Origin of the sequence: Plantibacter flavus, from assembly GCF_900177615.1 — a bacterium.
In the GTDB taxonomy this organism is placed as follows: domain Bacteria; phylum Actinomycetota; class Actinomycetes; order Actinomycetales; family Microbacteriaceae; genus Plantibacter; species Plantibacter flavus.
This window is the reverse complement of the sequence record NZ_FXAP01000002.1, coordinates 152,993-166,678: the sequence shown is the minus strand read 5'-3', so window position 1 is coordinate 166,678 and position 13,686 is coordinate 152,993. Positions and strand designations below refer to the sequence as shown.

Genomic DNA, 13,686 nt, shown 5'->3' with positions numbered 1-13,686 from the left:
GCGCCGGTCAGTCGGCGTCGAGGACGGCGTCGAGGAGGCCCGGGAACCGGGTGTCGAGGTCGTCACGCCGCAGGGTGAGCGTGCGGTGGCGACCGTTCGGCTCGTTCCGGATGACGCCGGCCTCGCGGAGCACCTTCATGAGGTGGGACTTCGTCGACTTCGGGATCGTGGGGTCGAGGGCGGTGCAGTTCGCGGCGTCCATCGGGCCGTCCCGGAGTTGCCGAACCATCTCGAGTCGGTCGGGATCGCTGAGCGCGAAGAGCACGGCCGGCAGCTCGATCGCCTCGCGGTCGGGGTGCGTGAGATCGGCTGGTGCAGGCATGGTTCGATAATAGTTGAACAATCAGCGGAAAGCGCGTATCGTCCAATCGTTCGACATTTTTGGAACCAAAGGATGCCCGCCCCGTGCAGACGACGACCCCGTCACCCCAGACCCGACCCGTGCCCACCGCGGCCGCCGGCGCGCCCGTGCTGCCGCGTCGTCGCTTCGGCTTCGTCCTCGCGGGGCTCGGCAGCACGCTCATGCTCGCCGGCGCCAGCGCTCCGTCACCGTTCTACCCGGAGCTCCAGGAGCGGCTCGGCATCGGCCCGATCGGTGTCACCATCGCCTTCTCGGCCTACGCGCTCGCCCTGCTCGTCGCGCTCCTCACGATCGGCTCGGTCTCGGACCACCTCGGACGCCGCCCGGTGATCACCGCAGGGTTCGTCGTGCTCGCCGCGAGCATGCTGCTCCTCTGGCACGTCGACTCCGGAGCACTGCTGTACCTCGCCCGCGTGCTCCAAGGTCTCGCCAGTGGGGCACTGCTCTCCACACTGTCGGCGACCATCATCGATCTGGCCCCGCCCGAGCGCCCACGTGCGGCGACCCTGCTGAACGCCATCGCACCGATGATCGGTCTCGCCTCCGGCACGATCCTCGCGGGCGTCCTGCTGCAGACGGTCGCCGACCCGTCGAGCTGGACGTTCCTGCCGCTGGCGATCTCCTACCTGCTCATCGCGGCGTCCATCTGGATCGTGCCGGAGACCTCCGCCCGCGCTCCCGGATGGGCCCGCGCCATCCGACCTCGCGCAGCCGTCCCCGTCGACGCCCGACGGTTGTTCGTCGTGAGCATCCCGATCGTCCTCGGTGGGTGGGCGACCGGCGGGCTGTTCCTCTCCCTCGGGCCGAGCATCATGCACACGGAGCTCGGCGTGGACGGCCAGCTCGGAGGGGCGCTCCTCATCGGGCTGCTGCCGGCCGCGGGAGCCGTCGCCGCCGCGGTGCTCCACCGTCGCCGACCCGTCGTCGCGGCCGTCTACGGGGCGTCCGCACTGTCCGCCGGGACCGTCCTCCTGCTCGTCGCGCTGATCCTCGGGTCGCTCCCGATCGCGGTGGTCGCCGTCGTGATCGCCGGCACCGGCTTCGGCACGGCGTTCATGGGCACGATCGCCTCGCTCGTCCCGCTCGCGCCGGCCGACGAACGCGCTGAGCTCTTCGCCGCGCTGTACATCGTCGCCTACCTGTCCTTCGGGGTCCCGGCCGTCATCGCGGGTCTCCTCGCCTCGGCCATCGGGCTCCACGCCACGGTCCTCGGCTACGGCACGGTCGTCGCGATCGCCGCGGGCACGGCCGCCGTGGTGCGCGCCCGATCAGCGCGCTGACGGCTTCAGCGCGCTGACGGCCCCTCGGCGAGGCGATCGAGGAGGGTCGACGCGCGGTAGGGGATGACCTCGATGAGTGAGACCTTCGTGTTCGTCCGGACCACGCCCGGAGCCGCGAGCAGCACGCCGGCGATGCGGTGCAGGTCCTCCGTGTCGTGCGCGACGACCTTCGCGAAGAGGTCGGCGTCTCCGGTGGTCGCGTGCACCTCGACGATCTCCGGGATCGACTCGAGGGCCGCATAGGCCTCCATCGCGAGGTCCTGGCGGATGGAGATCTCGATGAACGCGGTGAGCGGGTAGCCCAGCGCCGACAGTCGCACCCGGCGACTCGGGGCGGCCAGTGCACCGCTCGTCTCGAGTCGGCGCAGACGGGCGTGGACGGTGTTCCTTGCGACGCCGAGGGTGCGTGCAAGGGCGAGCGCCGTCATGGACGGGTCGTCGTCGAGCGCGGTCAGGATGCGCGCGTCGAGGTGGTCGATGGTCGCAGGATGAGGCATGTTGCTCACTCTCGGGCTGGGAATCGAGCACGATGACCACTGCACTCTACTCGTGTTGCGCAAGACGATGAGCTGACGCATCGTTGGCGGAATGAGCACCCAGCAGCCGAGCACCGCGCCGTCGAGCGCGCAGCAGGCTCCCTCCACACCTGCCCCGGCGCCGTCTCCGGTTCGACACGGGGTGGTCGAGGACATCCTCGGGCTGCTCGTCGGCGTCACCGTGGTGTCGTTCGGGCTGTTCATCCTGAAGGCGGGATCGGCGGTGACCGGTGGGACGGCCGGCCTGTCGCTCCTCGTCAGCTACCTCGCACCGGTGCCGTTCCCGGTGCTCTTCATCGCGATCAACCTGCCGTTCTTCCTGCTCGCGATCCGCGGCAAGGGCTGGTTGTTCACGCTGCGGAGCGGTGGCGCGATCGTGCTCGTGTCCGTCCTGTCCGGGGTGCACCCGCTGTTCCTGCCGGTCGGGCACATCGACCCGTTCTACGCGGCCGTCGTCGGCAACGTGCTCTGCGGCGTCGGCATCCTCATCCTGTTCCGACACCGAGCCAGTCTCGGTGGGTTCAACATCGTCGCGCTGATCCTCCAGGACCGGTTCGGCATCCGCGCGGGTTACGTCCTCATGGCCGTCGACACCGTGGTCGTCCTCGTGTCGCTCGTGGCCGTGCCGCCGCTCAACGTGCTCGTCTCGGCGCTCGGTGCGGTCCTGCTGAACCTCATCCTCGCGCTGAACCACCGGCCGGGTCGCTACCTCGGGGTGTAGCGCAGGAGATCCGCCCGGCAGCAGGACGCGCTGCTCGCGAACGTCCTGCTACCGCGCTGATGTCCTGCTGCCGCGCCTCCTGCTTGTCGACGCCTACTGCTTGTAGGAGGACAGGAAGTTGCCGAGCCGCTCGATCGCGTCGGTGAGGACGCGCTCCTCCGGCAGGGTGACGACCCGCAGGTGGTCAGGGTCCGGCCAGTTGAAGCCCGTGCCCTGGACCAGCAGGATGTGCTCCGCCACGAGCAGATCGTGGACGAGCAGCTCGTCGTCGTGGATCTCGTGGACCTCCGGGTCGAGGCGCGGGAAGGCGTAGAGCGCACCCATCGGCTTGGTGCACGAGACACCGGGGATCGAGTTGAGGCCGGCCCAGGTGGCGTCGCGCTGTTCGAGGAGGCGGCCGCTCGGTGCGATGAGGGCGTCGATCGACTGCACGCCGGAGAGCGCCGCCTGCACGGCGTGCTGCGCCGGCACGTTGGGGCACAGACGCGTGGACGCCAGGAGGTTGATGCCCTCGAGGAAGCCGCGCGCGTGGTCACGTGGTCCCGTGATCACGAGCCAGCCGGACCGGTAGCCGGCGACCCGGTAGGTCTTCGACAGGCCGTTGAACGTGAGGCAGAGGAGATCGGGGGCGACGGTCGCCATCGGGATGTGGACGGCGTCGTCGTACAGGATGCGGTCGTAGATCTCGTCGGCGAGCAGCAGCAGCCCGTGCTCGCGTGCGACCCCCGCGATCTGCTCCAGCACCTCGCGGGAGTACACAGCACCCGTGGGGTTGTTCGGGTTGATGATGACGATCGCCTTGGTGTTCGGCGTGATCTTGGAGCGGATGTCCTCGATGTCGGGCGCCCAGTCCGCCTCCTCGTCGCAGCGGTAGTGCACCGGCGTGCCACCCGCGAGGCTCGTCATCGCCGTCCACAGCGGGTAGTCGGGTGCGGGGATGAGCACCTCGTCGCCGTCGTCGAGGAGGGCCTGCATCGTCATCGTGATCAGCTCGGAGACGCCGTTGCCGAGGAACACCCACTCCGGGTCGACCCGGGGGAACCCCTCCATCTCCTCGTAGCGGTAGGAGACGGCCTGGCGCGCGGAGAGGATGCCACGGCTGTCGCTGTACCCGTGGGAGTGGGGGAGCGCGGCGATCATGTCGCGCACGATCTGGTGCGGAGCCTCGAAGTCGAAGATGGCGGGGTTGCCGGTGTTGAGCTTGAGGATGCGATGCCCGTCGGCCTCGAGACGCACGGCCTCGACGAGGGCCTTCCCCCGGATCTCATAGAGGACGCTTTTCAGCTTGGAGGACTGGTCGAGGGTGCGGCGGGTGGTCATCCCCACAGGCTACTGCGGCGACCTGCGCGCGTGGCAGTGCCACTGCTAACCGCATGGCTCGTGAGGCATTCGCGCGGGATGGTCACGCGTCGCTGGGATCCGAGACCCCCTGCCAGTACAAGGAGTTGCTCGTCACCAAGCGGTGAACCGCGTCCGCGAACGTGGTGTCGTTGCGGACCTGCATGACCATGTGCCCGAGGACGGAGATGACGCCCCACGGTGCGCCGACGAAGTCGCGAGGCCCGACTCCAGGCGGAAACGCTCCGGAGAACAATCGTGGCTGATCCTGTTGGACAGGCCGGTTCCAGATGCGGCTGTGGTGCGCGCACACGTCGCGAATGTCTGAGAGCAGTTTCGCTCGGTGGCTTCTCCCGCTGGCATCGACTCTGTCCGAGTAGGTCGTCTCCTGGAGATACTCGGTCCCCAGGCCGCCCGGTGTGCACAGATTTGCGATCAACGACGCACGGAGCGCCACTTCGACCTCGGAGATGCCTTCGAGCAGGAGGTTCCGAAGCTCAGCGTCGAGGCGGTAGATGTCGAGGACCTCCAAGAACTCCGTGCCATGAAGGAATGCGTTCCTCCCTGCACTCGGATCGATCTGGAAATACCGCCAGTACCCAGAGAGCCGGAAGTAGCCGTGTGTCATGCGAGCGCGGGGGAGATGGCCCGCCTCGTCGACGAGTCCCCGGGCTTCGAGCAACCCGACTTGCTCAGAGATCGAAAGTGAGCGTTTGCCCCCGCCCGCCGCGTGCGTCGACAATGGCCCCCCGACCGATACAAAAAGGCCCCCCGACCGATCCCGGCATCCGCTGAAGGACACTGCAGGATCCCCGGGGGGAACTGTTAGGACAATCGTAACAGGCCCATCCCGTGGCGAACATGCTTGTGGACAGTTCGCGGTCGCGCTGTCCGGCTGGGCGCCCGCTGTCAACAACGGGGACACGATTCGTCCACGTTCAGGGTGGAGGAGTACCGTCAGACGCTGGCGGTCAAGACTGCCTGGTCAGAGGCACGGAGGAATCGTGACCGGAAACGCAACTACCCGATTCGACAATGTGGCCATGTTGTCGGTGGCGAGCACGCTGCCGTCCGCAGTGGTGACCTCGGTCGAGATCGAAGAGGGCCTCGCGGCCGCGATGAAACGCGCCCGCCTCCCGAAGGGCATCCTGCGACGCGTCGCCGGTGTGGTCGAGCGACGACACTGGGGACCGGGCGAGAATTCGGACGACGCCACGGTGTCGGCCGGTCGCCGCGCGCTCGCCGAGGCCGGTATCTCGCCCTCACAGATCGGGCTCATGATCAACACCTCGGTCACGAGGCAGCACCTGGAGCCCTCCGTCGCCGTCCGTATCCACGACGGCCTCGGCCTCCCGAGCTCGGCCATCAACTTCGACATCGCCAACGCCTGCCTCGGGTTCGTGACCGGCATGACGATGGCGGCCGCGATGATCCAGTCCGGCCAGATCGAGTACGCGCTCATCGTCAACGGCGAGGACGCGAGCGAGGTGCACGCCAACACCATCGAGCGCCTCAGCGGCAGCACCATCGACCGCGACGACTTCATGAGCGAGTTCGCCTCCCTCACCCTCGGCTCCGGGGCCGCCGCCGCCGTCATCGGGCCGGCCGACCGCCACCCCGAGGGGCACCGCATCCTCGGCGGCGTGACCCGCGCCGCGACGGAGTTCAACCACCTCTGCGTCGGCAGCGTCGACGGCATGTTCACCGATGCCCGAGCACTCCTCAAGGGCGGGCTCGACCTCGTCGTCTCCGCCTGGAAGGAAGCCGCCGGCGACTCATGGCGGTGGTCGAAGATGGACCGCTACATCACCCACCAGGTGTCGTCCATCCATACGGACTCCATGGTGAAGGCCGCATCCCTCGACCGCAGTCGCGTGCCCGTCACCTACCCCTATCTCGGCAACGTCGGACCGGCCTCCATCCCGATCACCCTCGCCGACCAGCAGTCGACCCTGAACAAGGGCGACCGCGTCCTCCTCATGGGCGTCGGCTCGGGGTTGAACACCGGCCTCATGGAACTCGCGTGGTAGCGGGCACGGTCGCCGCGAACGTCGGACTGCGGACGATGGGCGTGCGCGCCGCCGGTCTGCCCGGCCTGCCCGCGCGGTACTCGCGACGCATCGAAGTCCCCGGTCGCCTGGCGGACGACGGCGTGACGAGGAACTGGCACTACCTCGACACCGCCGACGCGCTCAGCGAAGCCGGTGTCGAACCGGTCGGCACCGTCCTCGCCGTCCACGGTAACCCGACCTGGTCGTACCTCTGGCGCTCGCTCGTCACCCGGTCCGTCGAGCAGGCCCAGGCCGGCGGGACCGCCTGGCGCGTCGTCGCCGTCGACCAGCTCGAGATGGGCTGGTCCGAGCGCACCGAGGTCACCCGCACGCTCGAACAGCGGATCGCCGACCTCGCAGCCTTCTCCGAAGCGCTCGGACTCATCGGTCCCGTCGTCACCCTCGGTCACGACTGGGGCGGCGTCATCTCACTCGGCTGGGCCACCGAGCACCCTGAGCTCCTCGTCGGGTCGATGCTGCTCAACACGGCCGTGCACCACCCGGAGGGCACCCCGATCCCCGCACCCCTGCGGCTCGCAGGTGCTCGCGGCATGCTCGGTGCCGGTTCGGTGCAGACCACCGCCTTCCTCGACACGACGCTGTCGCTCGCGTCCCCGCCGCTCGACCGCGACGTCCGCGACGCGTACCGCAGCCCGTACTCCGCGCCCGCGCGCCGTCGCGGCATCGGCGCGTTCGTCGCCGACATCCCGGCGGCCCCGGAGCATGTCAGCTTCCCGCGTCTCGAGCGCCTCGCCGACGACGTCGCCCAGCTCCGCGTCCCGGCGCTCATGCTGTGGGGTCCGCGCGACCCGATCTTCAGCGACCGCTACCTCGACGACCTCGCCGACCGCCTCCCGCACGCCGAGGTGCACCGGTTCGCCGGTGCCGGGCACCTCGTCATCGAGGACGCCCCGGTAGCCGAGTCGCTGCTCACGTGGCTCGACGACCGGCTGCCGGAGGGTGCGCCGGTCGCAGCGGCGCCGGTGGACTCCGCCGCCGGTGCGGCCGAGCAGCCCGACTTCGAACCACTCTGGCGACGACTGGACGAGCGACGCACCGACGACAGCGATGCGATCGTCGAACAGCGGGGTTCGGGTGCGGCACGTCGCGTCAGCTGGCGGCAGCTCGACGACCGCGTGGCACGCCTGGCCGCCGGCCTGCACCGCATCGGTGTCCGGCGCGGCGACCGCGTCTCGCTGCTCGTCACGCCCGGTGCCACGCTCACCGCCGTGATCTACGCCTGCCTGCGCATCGGCGCGGTCGTGGTCGTCGCCGACGCCGGTCTCGGCGTCAAGGGCCTCCACCGTGCGGTCCGAGGCGCGTGGCCCGCGTACGTCATCGGCGAGACCAAGGGGCTCGCCGCCGCGCGTGCGCTCGGTTGGCCGGGTGTGAAGATCTCCGCGGCCCGCCTCCCCGGCGCGACCGCAACGGCCCTCGGCGTCTCGCACAGCCTCAAGGACCTGCTCGACACCCGCACGACGCCTGAGCTGCCCAGCGAACCCGGCCCGACCGACCTCGCGGCGATCCTCTACACCTCCGGGTCGACCGGCCCGGCGAAGGGCGTGACGTACACCCACGCCCAGCTGTCGTCGTTGCGCGACGTCCTCTCGGAGCACTTCGCGATCACCGCGGAGTCGGGTCTCGTCACCGGATTCGCGCCGTTCGCGCTGCTCGGCCCGGCGCTCGGAGCCCGTTCCTCGACGCCGGAGATGGACATCTCGGCACCCCGGACGCTCACCGCTCGAGCGGTCGCCGCCGCCGTGGCGGAGACGGACGCCGACATCGTCTTCCTCTCGCCCGCCGCCATCCTGAACGTGGTCGCGACCGCCGACGCGCTCGACAGTACGGACCGACAGGCGCTCCAGGGCGTCAGGACCGTGCTTTCGACGGGCGCACCCGTCAGTCGCCAGCTCCTCACGGCACTCGTGGGTGTCCTGCCCAATGCGTCCGCGCACGCGGTGTACGGCATGACCGAGTGCCTGCTCGTCTCGGACATCACCCTCGACACGCTGCCCGACGAGGACACCGGGCACACGGGTGTGTGCGTCGGGACTCCCATCGGCGGCGTCGACGTGCGCATCAGCCCGCTCGACGAGGCCGGACGTGCGACGGGTGCGCCGACGCAGGACGCGGACCGCCTGGGCGAGGTCATCATCTCGGCGGAGCACCTCAAGTCGCAGTACGACCGGCTCTGGCTGACCGACCGGGCCGCCGTCCGCGACGTCGCCGATGACGGACGCTGGCACCGCACCGGCGATGTCGGGCGTCTCGATGACGATGGTCGCCTCTGGATCGAGGGCCGTCTGCCGCACGTGATCTCCACCCAGGACGGACCGATCGCTCCGGTCGGACCGGAGCAGGCGATCGAGACGGTGCCGCTCGTCCGCCGCGCCGCCGTCGTGGGCGTCGGTCCCGAGGGCCTCCGCCAGTGCGTCGCGATCGTCGAGACGAACCCGGGAACGAAGCGGGTCCAGCTCGCCGAGGCCCAGCTCGCAGCACAGGTGCGGGACGCCTCACCGCAGCCGCTCGTCGCCGTCTTCGTGGTCCCCGAGCTGCCGACCGACATCCGCCACAACTCCAAGATCGATCGCACCCGCTTGTCGGTGTGGGCGGAAGGCATCCTGGCCGGTGAACGGCTGAGCGCCCCGTGACCGTCCTCGTCACCGGCGCGAGCGGCATGCTCGGCCGCGAGGTCGCCCTCGAGCTGCTCCGCGGCGGACATCGGGTCCGGGTGTTGCAGCGTGGACCGTCGGCACTCACCGACGTCGAGGAGGTGCGCGGATCCATCACCGACGCAGCCGTCGTCGAGTCGGCGATGGACGGTGTCGACGCGGTCGTGCATCTGGCCGCGAAGGTCTCGTTGGCTGGTGATCCGGCGGAGTTCGAACGCGTCAACGTCGCCGGGGCCGAGGTCGTCCTCGACGCGGCCGAGACCGCGGGCGTCTCACGGTTCGTCCACATCTCCTCGCCGTCCGTCGCGCACGGTGGCTCGGCGCTCGTGGGTGTCGGTGCGGAGCCGGCCGACCCGGACGCGGCACGCGGGGAGTACGCGCGGACGAAGGCGCAGGGCGAACTGCACGCCCTCGCGCGGGACCGTCGCGGCTTCGCAGTCGTCGTCGTGCGGCCGCACCTCGTCTGGGGTCCGGGCGACCCGCAGCTCGTCGAGCGCATCGTGGACCGCGCGCGCCGCGGCCGCCTGCCGCTGCTCGACGACGGCACCGCCCTCATTGACAGCACGTACGTCGCGAACGCGTCGTCGGCCATCGCCGCGGCACTCGAGCATGCGGACACGGCACACGGTCGCGCGTTCGTGGTGACGAACGGTGAGCCGCGTCCGGTCGGCGAGCTGCTCGTGGGCATCTGCCGTGCCGCCGGCGTGAAGCCGCCCGCTTTCAGCATCCCCGCCGGCGTCGCCCGAGCTGCCGGTGGGCTCGTCGAGCGCCTGTGGAGCATCCGCCCCGGCGCCGATGAGCCGCCGATGACGCGCTTCCTCGCGGAACAGCTGTCGACCGCTCACTGGTTCGACCAGCGTCAGACCCGCGCGGCCTTGCACTGGACGCCGGCGGTCTCGATCGACGAGGGCCTCGAGCGCCTGGCGGCGCACTACCGCGCCTGAACCAGGCACCGGGCTGTGCGTTTTGCGGGCCGTCGCCGACGCAGAGTCCCAGCCCCGCCGCCGCGTTCCAGACACCCGAGTGCCGGCTCAAGCGGCGGCGGGGTCTGGGCCACAACCGGGCGAGGGAGCCCGGCAAGGATGATGCTACGCGCCTCGCCCGCCTGGTTCGGCTGCAAGCCCGGTTCGTGCGGAAGATGGATAGCCGGTGCGCCGATGCATGAACCCAGCCCCCGCCGCTGCGATCCAGACATTCGGGTGCCGGCTCAAGCGGCGGCGGGGTCTGGGCCACGACCGGGCGAGGGAGCCCGGTACCGAAGATGGTACGCGTCGCGTCGGGCGGTGTCATCAGTGAAAGATCGGCGTCGCGCCCGCCCGATCCACGGTCTACCGTGTGAGTCATGGCGGCGCAACGCGACTCCGAGACCGATACCGCGGGCGACGGTGCAGCGCCGGGCGAGCACACGCCTCCGCGCCGTCATCGGTTGGCTGGCCGCATCATCGGCGTCGCAGCCCTGGTCGCGTTCATCGTGGCGGTACCAGCCGTCGCGCGTCTGCTCGACTTCGGCGTCCGCGTGGGGGAGGGGGCGGCGGTCGAGTCCTCGGTGGAGGGCTTCTACGGCTCGGCCACGCCCACACCGGCGTCGACCGCAGCGGCTCCGGGGACGATCGTGCGGAGTGAGCCAGTCGTCGGCGCGCCGGACGGTGCCACGGCGCTGCGGGTCGTCTACCACTCGACCGATGTCGACGGCGCCGACATCCTCGTCTCCGGCCTGATCGTCGCACCGAGTGAACCGGCGGCGGCCGGGACTCGGACGGTCGTGTCCTGGGCGCATCCGACGACCGGGACGGCACCGCACTGTGCTCCATCGAGTGGTATCGCACCGTTCGCGCTCATCGAGGGACTCACCGACCTCCTCGCGGACGGCGACGTCGTCGTCGCCACCGACTACGCGGGGATGGGGGTCCCCGGCCCGGCGTCGTTCCTCATCGGCGCGACCGAGGCGGCGAACGTCCTCGACATCGCCCGCGCCGCGCAGCACGTCGAGGGCATCGGCGCGAGCGACCGCGTCGTGCTGTGGGGGCACTCGCAGGGCGGACACGCGGCCTTGTTCGCGGCACAGCGTGCCGCCACCTACGCGCCCGAGCTCGACGTTCGGGGCGTCGCGGTCGCGGCTCCGGCGAGCGATCTGGCAGCCCTCCTCCAGGACGACATCCGCGACGTCTCCGGCGTCACGATCGGGGCCTACGCCTTCAACGCCTACGCGGAGGCCTACGCCGATCGGCTGCCGACGGACCCGCTGAGCACGATCCTCTCCCCGGCCGGAGTGGCGGCCGTGCCCGCGATGGCGAAGCTGTGTCTCCTCGGCGAGAACAAGCAGTTGCACGACATCGCCGACCCGATGATCGGCTCGTTCCTGACGGCGGACCCGGCGACGGCTCCCGTGTGGAGCGACCTCCTGCAGGAGAACACGCCGACCGAGCGGATCACCGTGCCGCTGTTCGTCGCACAGGGGTCGAAGGACACGCTCATCCGGCCTACCGTGACCGCCGCGTACGTCGCCGCGCAGGAGCAGGCCGGCGCGACGGTCAGCTCACACGTCTACCCCGACGCCGATCACGCCACCGTCGCCCTCACGGCCCTCGCCGACCTCCGGGCCTGGATGCGCACACTGTGATGCGCTAGCGGATCCGGTTCGCCTCCCCTGTCGGACGTCTGCTCTAGCGTCGAGCGCATGCGTTCGTTCCGGATCCAGGTGCCCGATGCCGACCTCGAGGACCTGCGGCGGCGACTCGACACGGTTCGCCTCCCCGCCGCGATCGGTGACGCCGGCGAGGAGAGCGCCCTCGCGCTCGACCGGTTGCGGGCGCTCGTCGACCACTGGCGGGACGGCTTCGACTGGCGGCGCATCGAACGCGAGCTGCAGGAGGTGCCGCAGTTCGAGGCGGAGGTCGACGGGCAGCGGCTGCATGTCGCGCGGCTGCCGGCGCCGGACGGCGTCACGGTGACCGTCCCGGTGATCGCGTTCCACGGTTGGCCCTACTCCTTCATCGAGATGCTGCCGCTGGCGAGGGAACTCGCAGGACGCACGGTCGACCTCGGCGACGGCCGGACGCTCGGCTTCGAGGTCGTCGTCCCCTCCCTGCCCGGGTACGGGTTCTCAGCGCCCCTCGCAGGCCGGCCGTTCACCGGCCCGGTGGTCGCCGAGCTCATGCACGCGCTCATGACCGAGACGCTGGGGCACGCGAGCTACCTCACCTACGGCGAGGACGTCGGGTCGACGACGAGCGACTGGCTCGCGGCGCTGTATCCCGAATCGGTCATCGGCCAGTTCGCGACGCACGCCGCCTTCCCGTCAGCGTCCCGAGCGCGCGACCGCACCGCCGAGGAGCAGGACTGGATCGATCGACACGACCAGGAGTGGGCTCGCGGTCTCGCCTATGCCCGGGTGCAGGCCACCAGGCCCGAGATCCTCGCGACGGCCCTGAACGACTCGCCGGTGGGCCTCGCCGCATGGATCGCTGAGAAGCTCCTCGCGTGGGCGGGAGCGGGCGACTGGTGGACCGACGACGAGCTGCTGACCACGGTCTCGCTGTACTGGTTCACGCAGAGCATCGGATCATCGTTCCGGCCGTATCGCGACCACCCGAAGCAGCCCGAACTCCCGCTGATCGAGGTGCCCGTGGCCGTCGCCGTGCAGACGGGCGAACGCGGACTCCCGCGCTCCTACGCGGCGAGGGCGTACAGCGACATCCGGAGCTGGACGGAGTTGGATCGCGGGGCGCACTTCACGGCCTGGCAGGTGCCGGTCGCTGTGGCGGACCGGATCCAGGCCTTCGTCGAGACGCTTCCCATCACCGACTGACGGGTGCCTCAGCGCTCGTCGTCGCGGAGTGATCTGATCATGCTGCGCAGGACGACGAGTGCCTCCCGCTGCTGATCGGCGGTCAGGCCGCTCAGCATCCTGACCTCGACCGATCGCACGGCAGCGGTCGCCTGCGCGAGGTGCTCACGACCGCGCGGCGTGAGCCGGGTCGGCAGTGCCTTGCCGACGGGGGCCTGTTCGGGACGACTGACGAACCCGTCGCGCTCGAGGGCCTGCAGGAGCACGTTCATCGACTGGCGGGTGACGAAGGCGCCGCGGGCCAGGTCGGAGTTCGACAGCCCGGGTCGCTGGGCGAGGAGTTCGAGGCAGGAGTAGTGCGTGATCGTCATGCCGAGTGGTCGCAGCACCGCCTCCATCGCCGAGCGGAGCGCGCTCGACGCCTCCTTCAGGAGATACCCCAACGAGGTGTCCAGTTCGATCCCGTCTTGACTCATGTCAGTATTCTGACATAGGCTGAGCGTGTCAGATAACTGACACAAGAGAAATGGACGCACATCATGCCCGTCACCGGACCGGACTTCATCTCCCTTCAGGTCACCGACCTCGACGCCTCGCAGGCCTTCTACGAGCAGTACCTCGGGCTCGTCCGCTCGCAGGCCGGCCCGCCGCACGCGGTCGTCTTCGAGACGACGCCGACCGCCTTCGCGCTGCGCGACATCGTCCCCGGAACCGACCTCGCTTCGGTGTCCCAGCCCGGGATCGGCGCGGCGATCTGGCTGCACGCCACCGACGTCCAGGAGATCCACGACGCCCTCGTCGCCGATGGGCACACGATCGTCTCGGCGCCGATCGACGGCCCGTTCGGTCGGACCTTCACCTTCGCCGACCCCGACGGCTACCAGCTGACCCTCCACGACCGCGCCTGAGCTGTTCGGCGCCCGACGCGTCAGAATGGACG

The 13,686-nt window shown here is 70.2% G+C and carries 13 protein-coding genes; 8 read left to right on the top strand and 5 right to left on the bottom strand.

What is annotated here, in order from left to right:
* Nucleotides 1–7 precede the first annotated feature (7 nt).
* Nucleotides 8–322: an ArsR/SmtB family transcription factor gene (locus tag B9Y95_RS07190; RefSeq protein ID WP_064295809.1), complete on the bottom strand. Its 315-nt coding sequence runs from the start codon at nucleotides 320–322 to the stop codon at nucleotides 8–10.
* 83 nt (nucleotides 323–405) lie between these two features.
* On the opposite strand from B9Y95_RS07190, the gene B9Y95_RS07185 reads away from it, so the two are divergent.
* On the top strand, nucleotides 406–1,641 hold the full coding sequence (locus B9Y95_RS07185; protein WP_200811365.1) for an MFS transporter: 1,236 nt from the start codon (nucleotides 406–408) through the stop codon (nucleotides 1,639–1,641).
* Nucleotides 1,642–1,646: 5 nt separating this feature from the next.
* Here B9Y95_RS07185 and B9Y95_RS07180 read toward each other — a convergent pair whose 3' ends face one another.
* On the bottom strand, nucleotides 1,647–2,138 hold the full coding sequence (locus B9Y95_RS07180; protein WP_085511240.1) for an Lrp/AsnC family transcriptional regulator: 492 nt from the start codon (nucleotides 2,136–2,138) through the stop codon (nucleotides 1,647–1,649).
* Between the two features lie 91 nt (nucleotides 2,139–2,229).
* Here B9Y95_RS07180 and B9Y95_RS07175 point away from each other — a divergent pair, with 91 nt between their 5' ends.
* Nucleotides 2,230–2,898 (top strand): YitT family protein, encoded by a 669-nt coding sequence (locus tag B9Y95_RS07175; protein ID WP_085511239.1) that lies wholly within the window; start codon nucleotides 2,230–2,232, stop codon nucleotides 2,896–2,898.
* A 93-nt stretch (nucleotides 2,899–2,991) separates the two neighbouring features.
* Here the strand turns inward: B9Y95_RS07175 and B9Y95_RS07170 are convergent, their stop codons facing one another.
* Nucleotides 2,992–4,218, bottom strand: coding sequence for a pyridoxal phosphate-dependent aminotransferase (locus B9Y95_RS07170; protein WP_085511238.1), 1,227 nt, complete (start codon nucleotides 4,216–4,218; stop codon nucleotides 2,992–2,994).
* A gap of 82 nt (nucleotides 4,219–4,300) precedes the next feature.
* Nucleotides 4,301–4,918 carry an Abi family protein gene (locus tag B9Y95_RS07165; RefSeq protein WP_170169567.1) on the bottom strand — a complete coding sequence of 206 codons (618 nt, stop codon included), beginning with the start codon at nucleotides 4,916–4,918 and terminating at the stop codon, nucleotides 4,301–4,303.
* 361 nt (nucleotides 4,919–5,279) lie between these two features.
* Between B9Y95_RS07165 and B9Y95_RS07160 the strand changes: the two genes are divergently transcribed.
* The 5 genes from B9Y95_RS07160 (at nucleotide 5,280) to B9Y95_RS07140 (ending at nucleotide 12,767) form a co-directional block, all read left to right on the top strand.
* Entirely contained in the window at nucleotides 5,280–6,266 is a 987-nt protein-coding gene (locus B9Y95_RS07160; RefSeq protein WP_234994020.1) for a 3-oxoacyl-ACP synthase III, read from the top strand.
* Nucleotides 6,260–8,938, top strand: coding sequence for an alpha/beta fold hydrolase (locus B9Y95_RS07155; protein WP_327083087.1), 2,679 nt, complete (start codon nucleotides 6,260–6,262; stop codon nucleotides 8,936–8,938). The genes B9Y95_RS07160 and B9Y95_RS07155 overlap by 7 nt, the downstream gene beginning before the upstream one ends.
* Nucleotides 8,935–9,903: an NAD-dependent epimerase/dehydratase family protein gene (locus B9Y95_RS07150; RefSeq protein ID WP_085511235.1), complete on the top strand. Its 969-nt coding sequence runs from the start codon at nucleotides 8,935–8,937 to the stop codon at nucleotides 9,901–9,903. Before B9Y95_RS07155 ends, B9Y95_RS07150 begins: the two co-directional genes overlap by 4 nt.
* Nucleotides 9,904–10,301: 398 nt before the next feature.
* Nucleotides 10,302–11,579: an alpha/beta fold hydrolase gene (locus tag B9Y95_RS07145; RefSeq protein WP_085511234.1), complete on the top strand. Its 1,278-nt coding sequence runs from the start codon at nucleotides 10,302–10,304 to the stop codon at nucleotides 11,577–11,579.
* Nucleotides 11,580–11,636: 57 nt separating this feature from the next.
* Complete coding sequence (locus tag B9Y95_RS07140; protein WP_085511233.1) at nucleotides 11,637–12,767, top strand: epoxide hydrolase; 1,131 nt, start codon at nucleotides 11,637–11,639, stop codon at nucleotides 12,765–12,767.
* Between the two features lie 8 nt (nucleotides 12,768–12,775).
* Here the strand turns inward: B9Y95_RS07140 and B9Y95_RS07135 are convergent, their stop codons facing one another.
* Nucleotides 12,776–13,222 carry a MarR family winged helix-turn-helix transcriptional regulator gene (locus B9Y95_RS07135; RefSeq protein ID WP_085511232.1) on the bottom strand — a complete coding sequence of 149 codons (447 nt, stop codon included), beginning with the start codon at nucleotides 13,220–13,222 and terminating at the stop codon, nucleotides 12,776–12,778.
* Nucleotides 13,223–13,285: 63 nt separating this feature from the next.
* Here B9Y95_RS07135 and B9Y95_RS07130 point away from each other — a divergent pair, with 63 nt between their 5' ends.
* Nucleotides 13,286–13,654, top strand: a complete 369-nt coding sequence (locus B9Y95_RS07130; RefSeq protein WP_071261520.1) for a VOC family protein — start codon at nucleotides 13,286–13,288, stop codon at nucleotides 13,652–13,654.
* The last annotated feature ends 32 nt before the right edge of the window (nucleotides 13,655–13,686 follow it).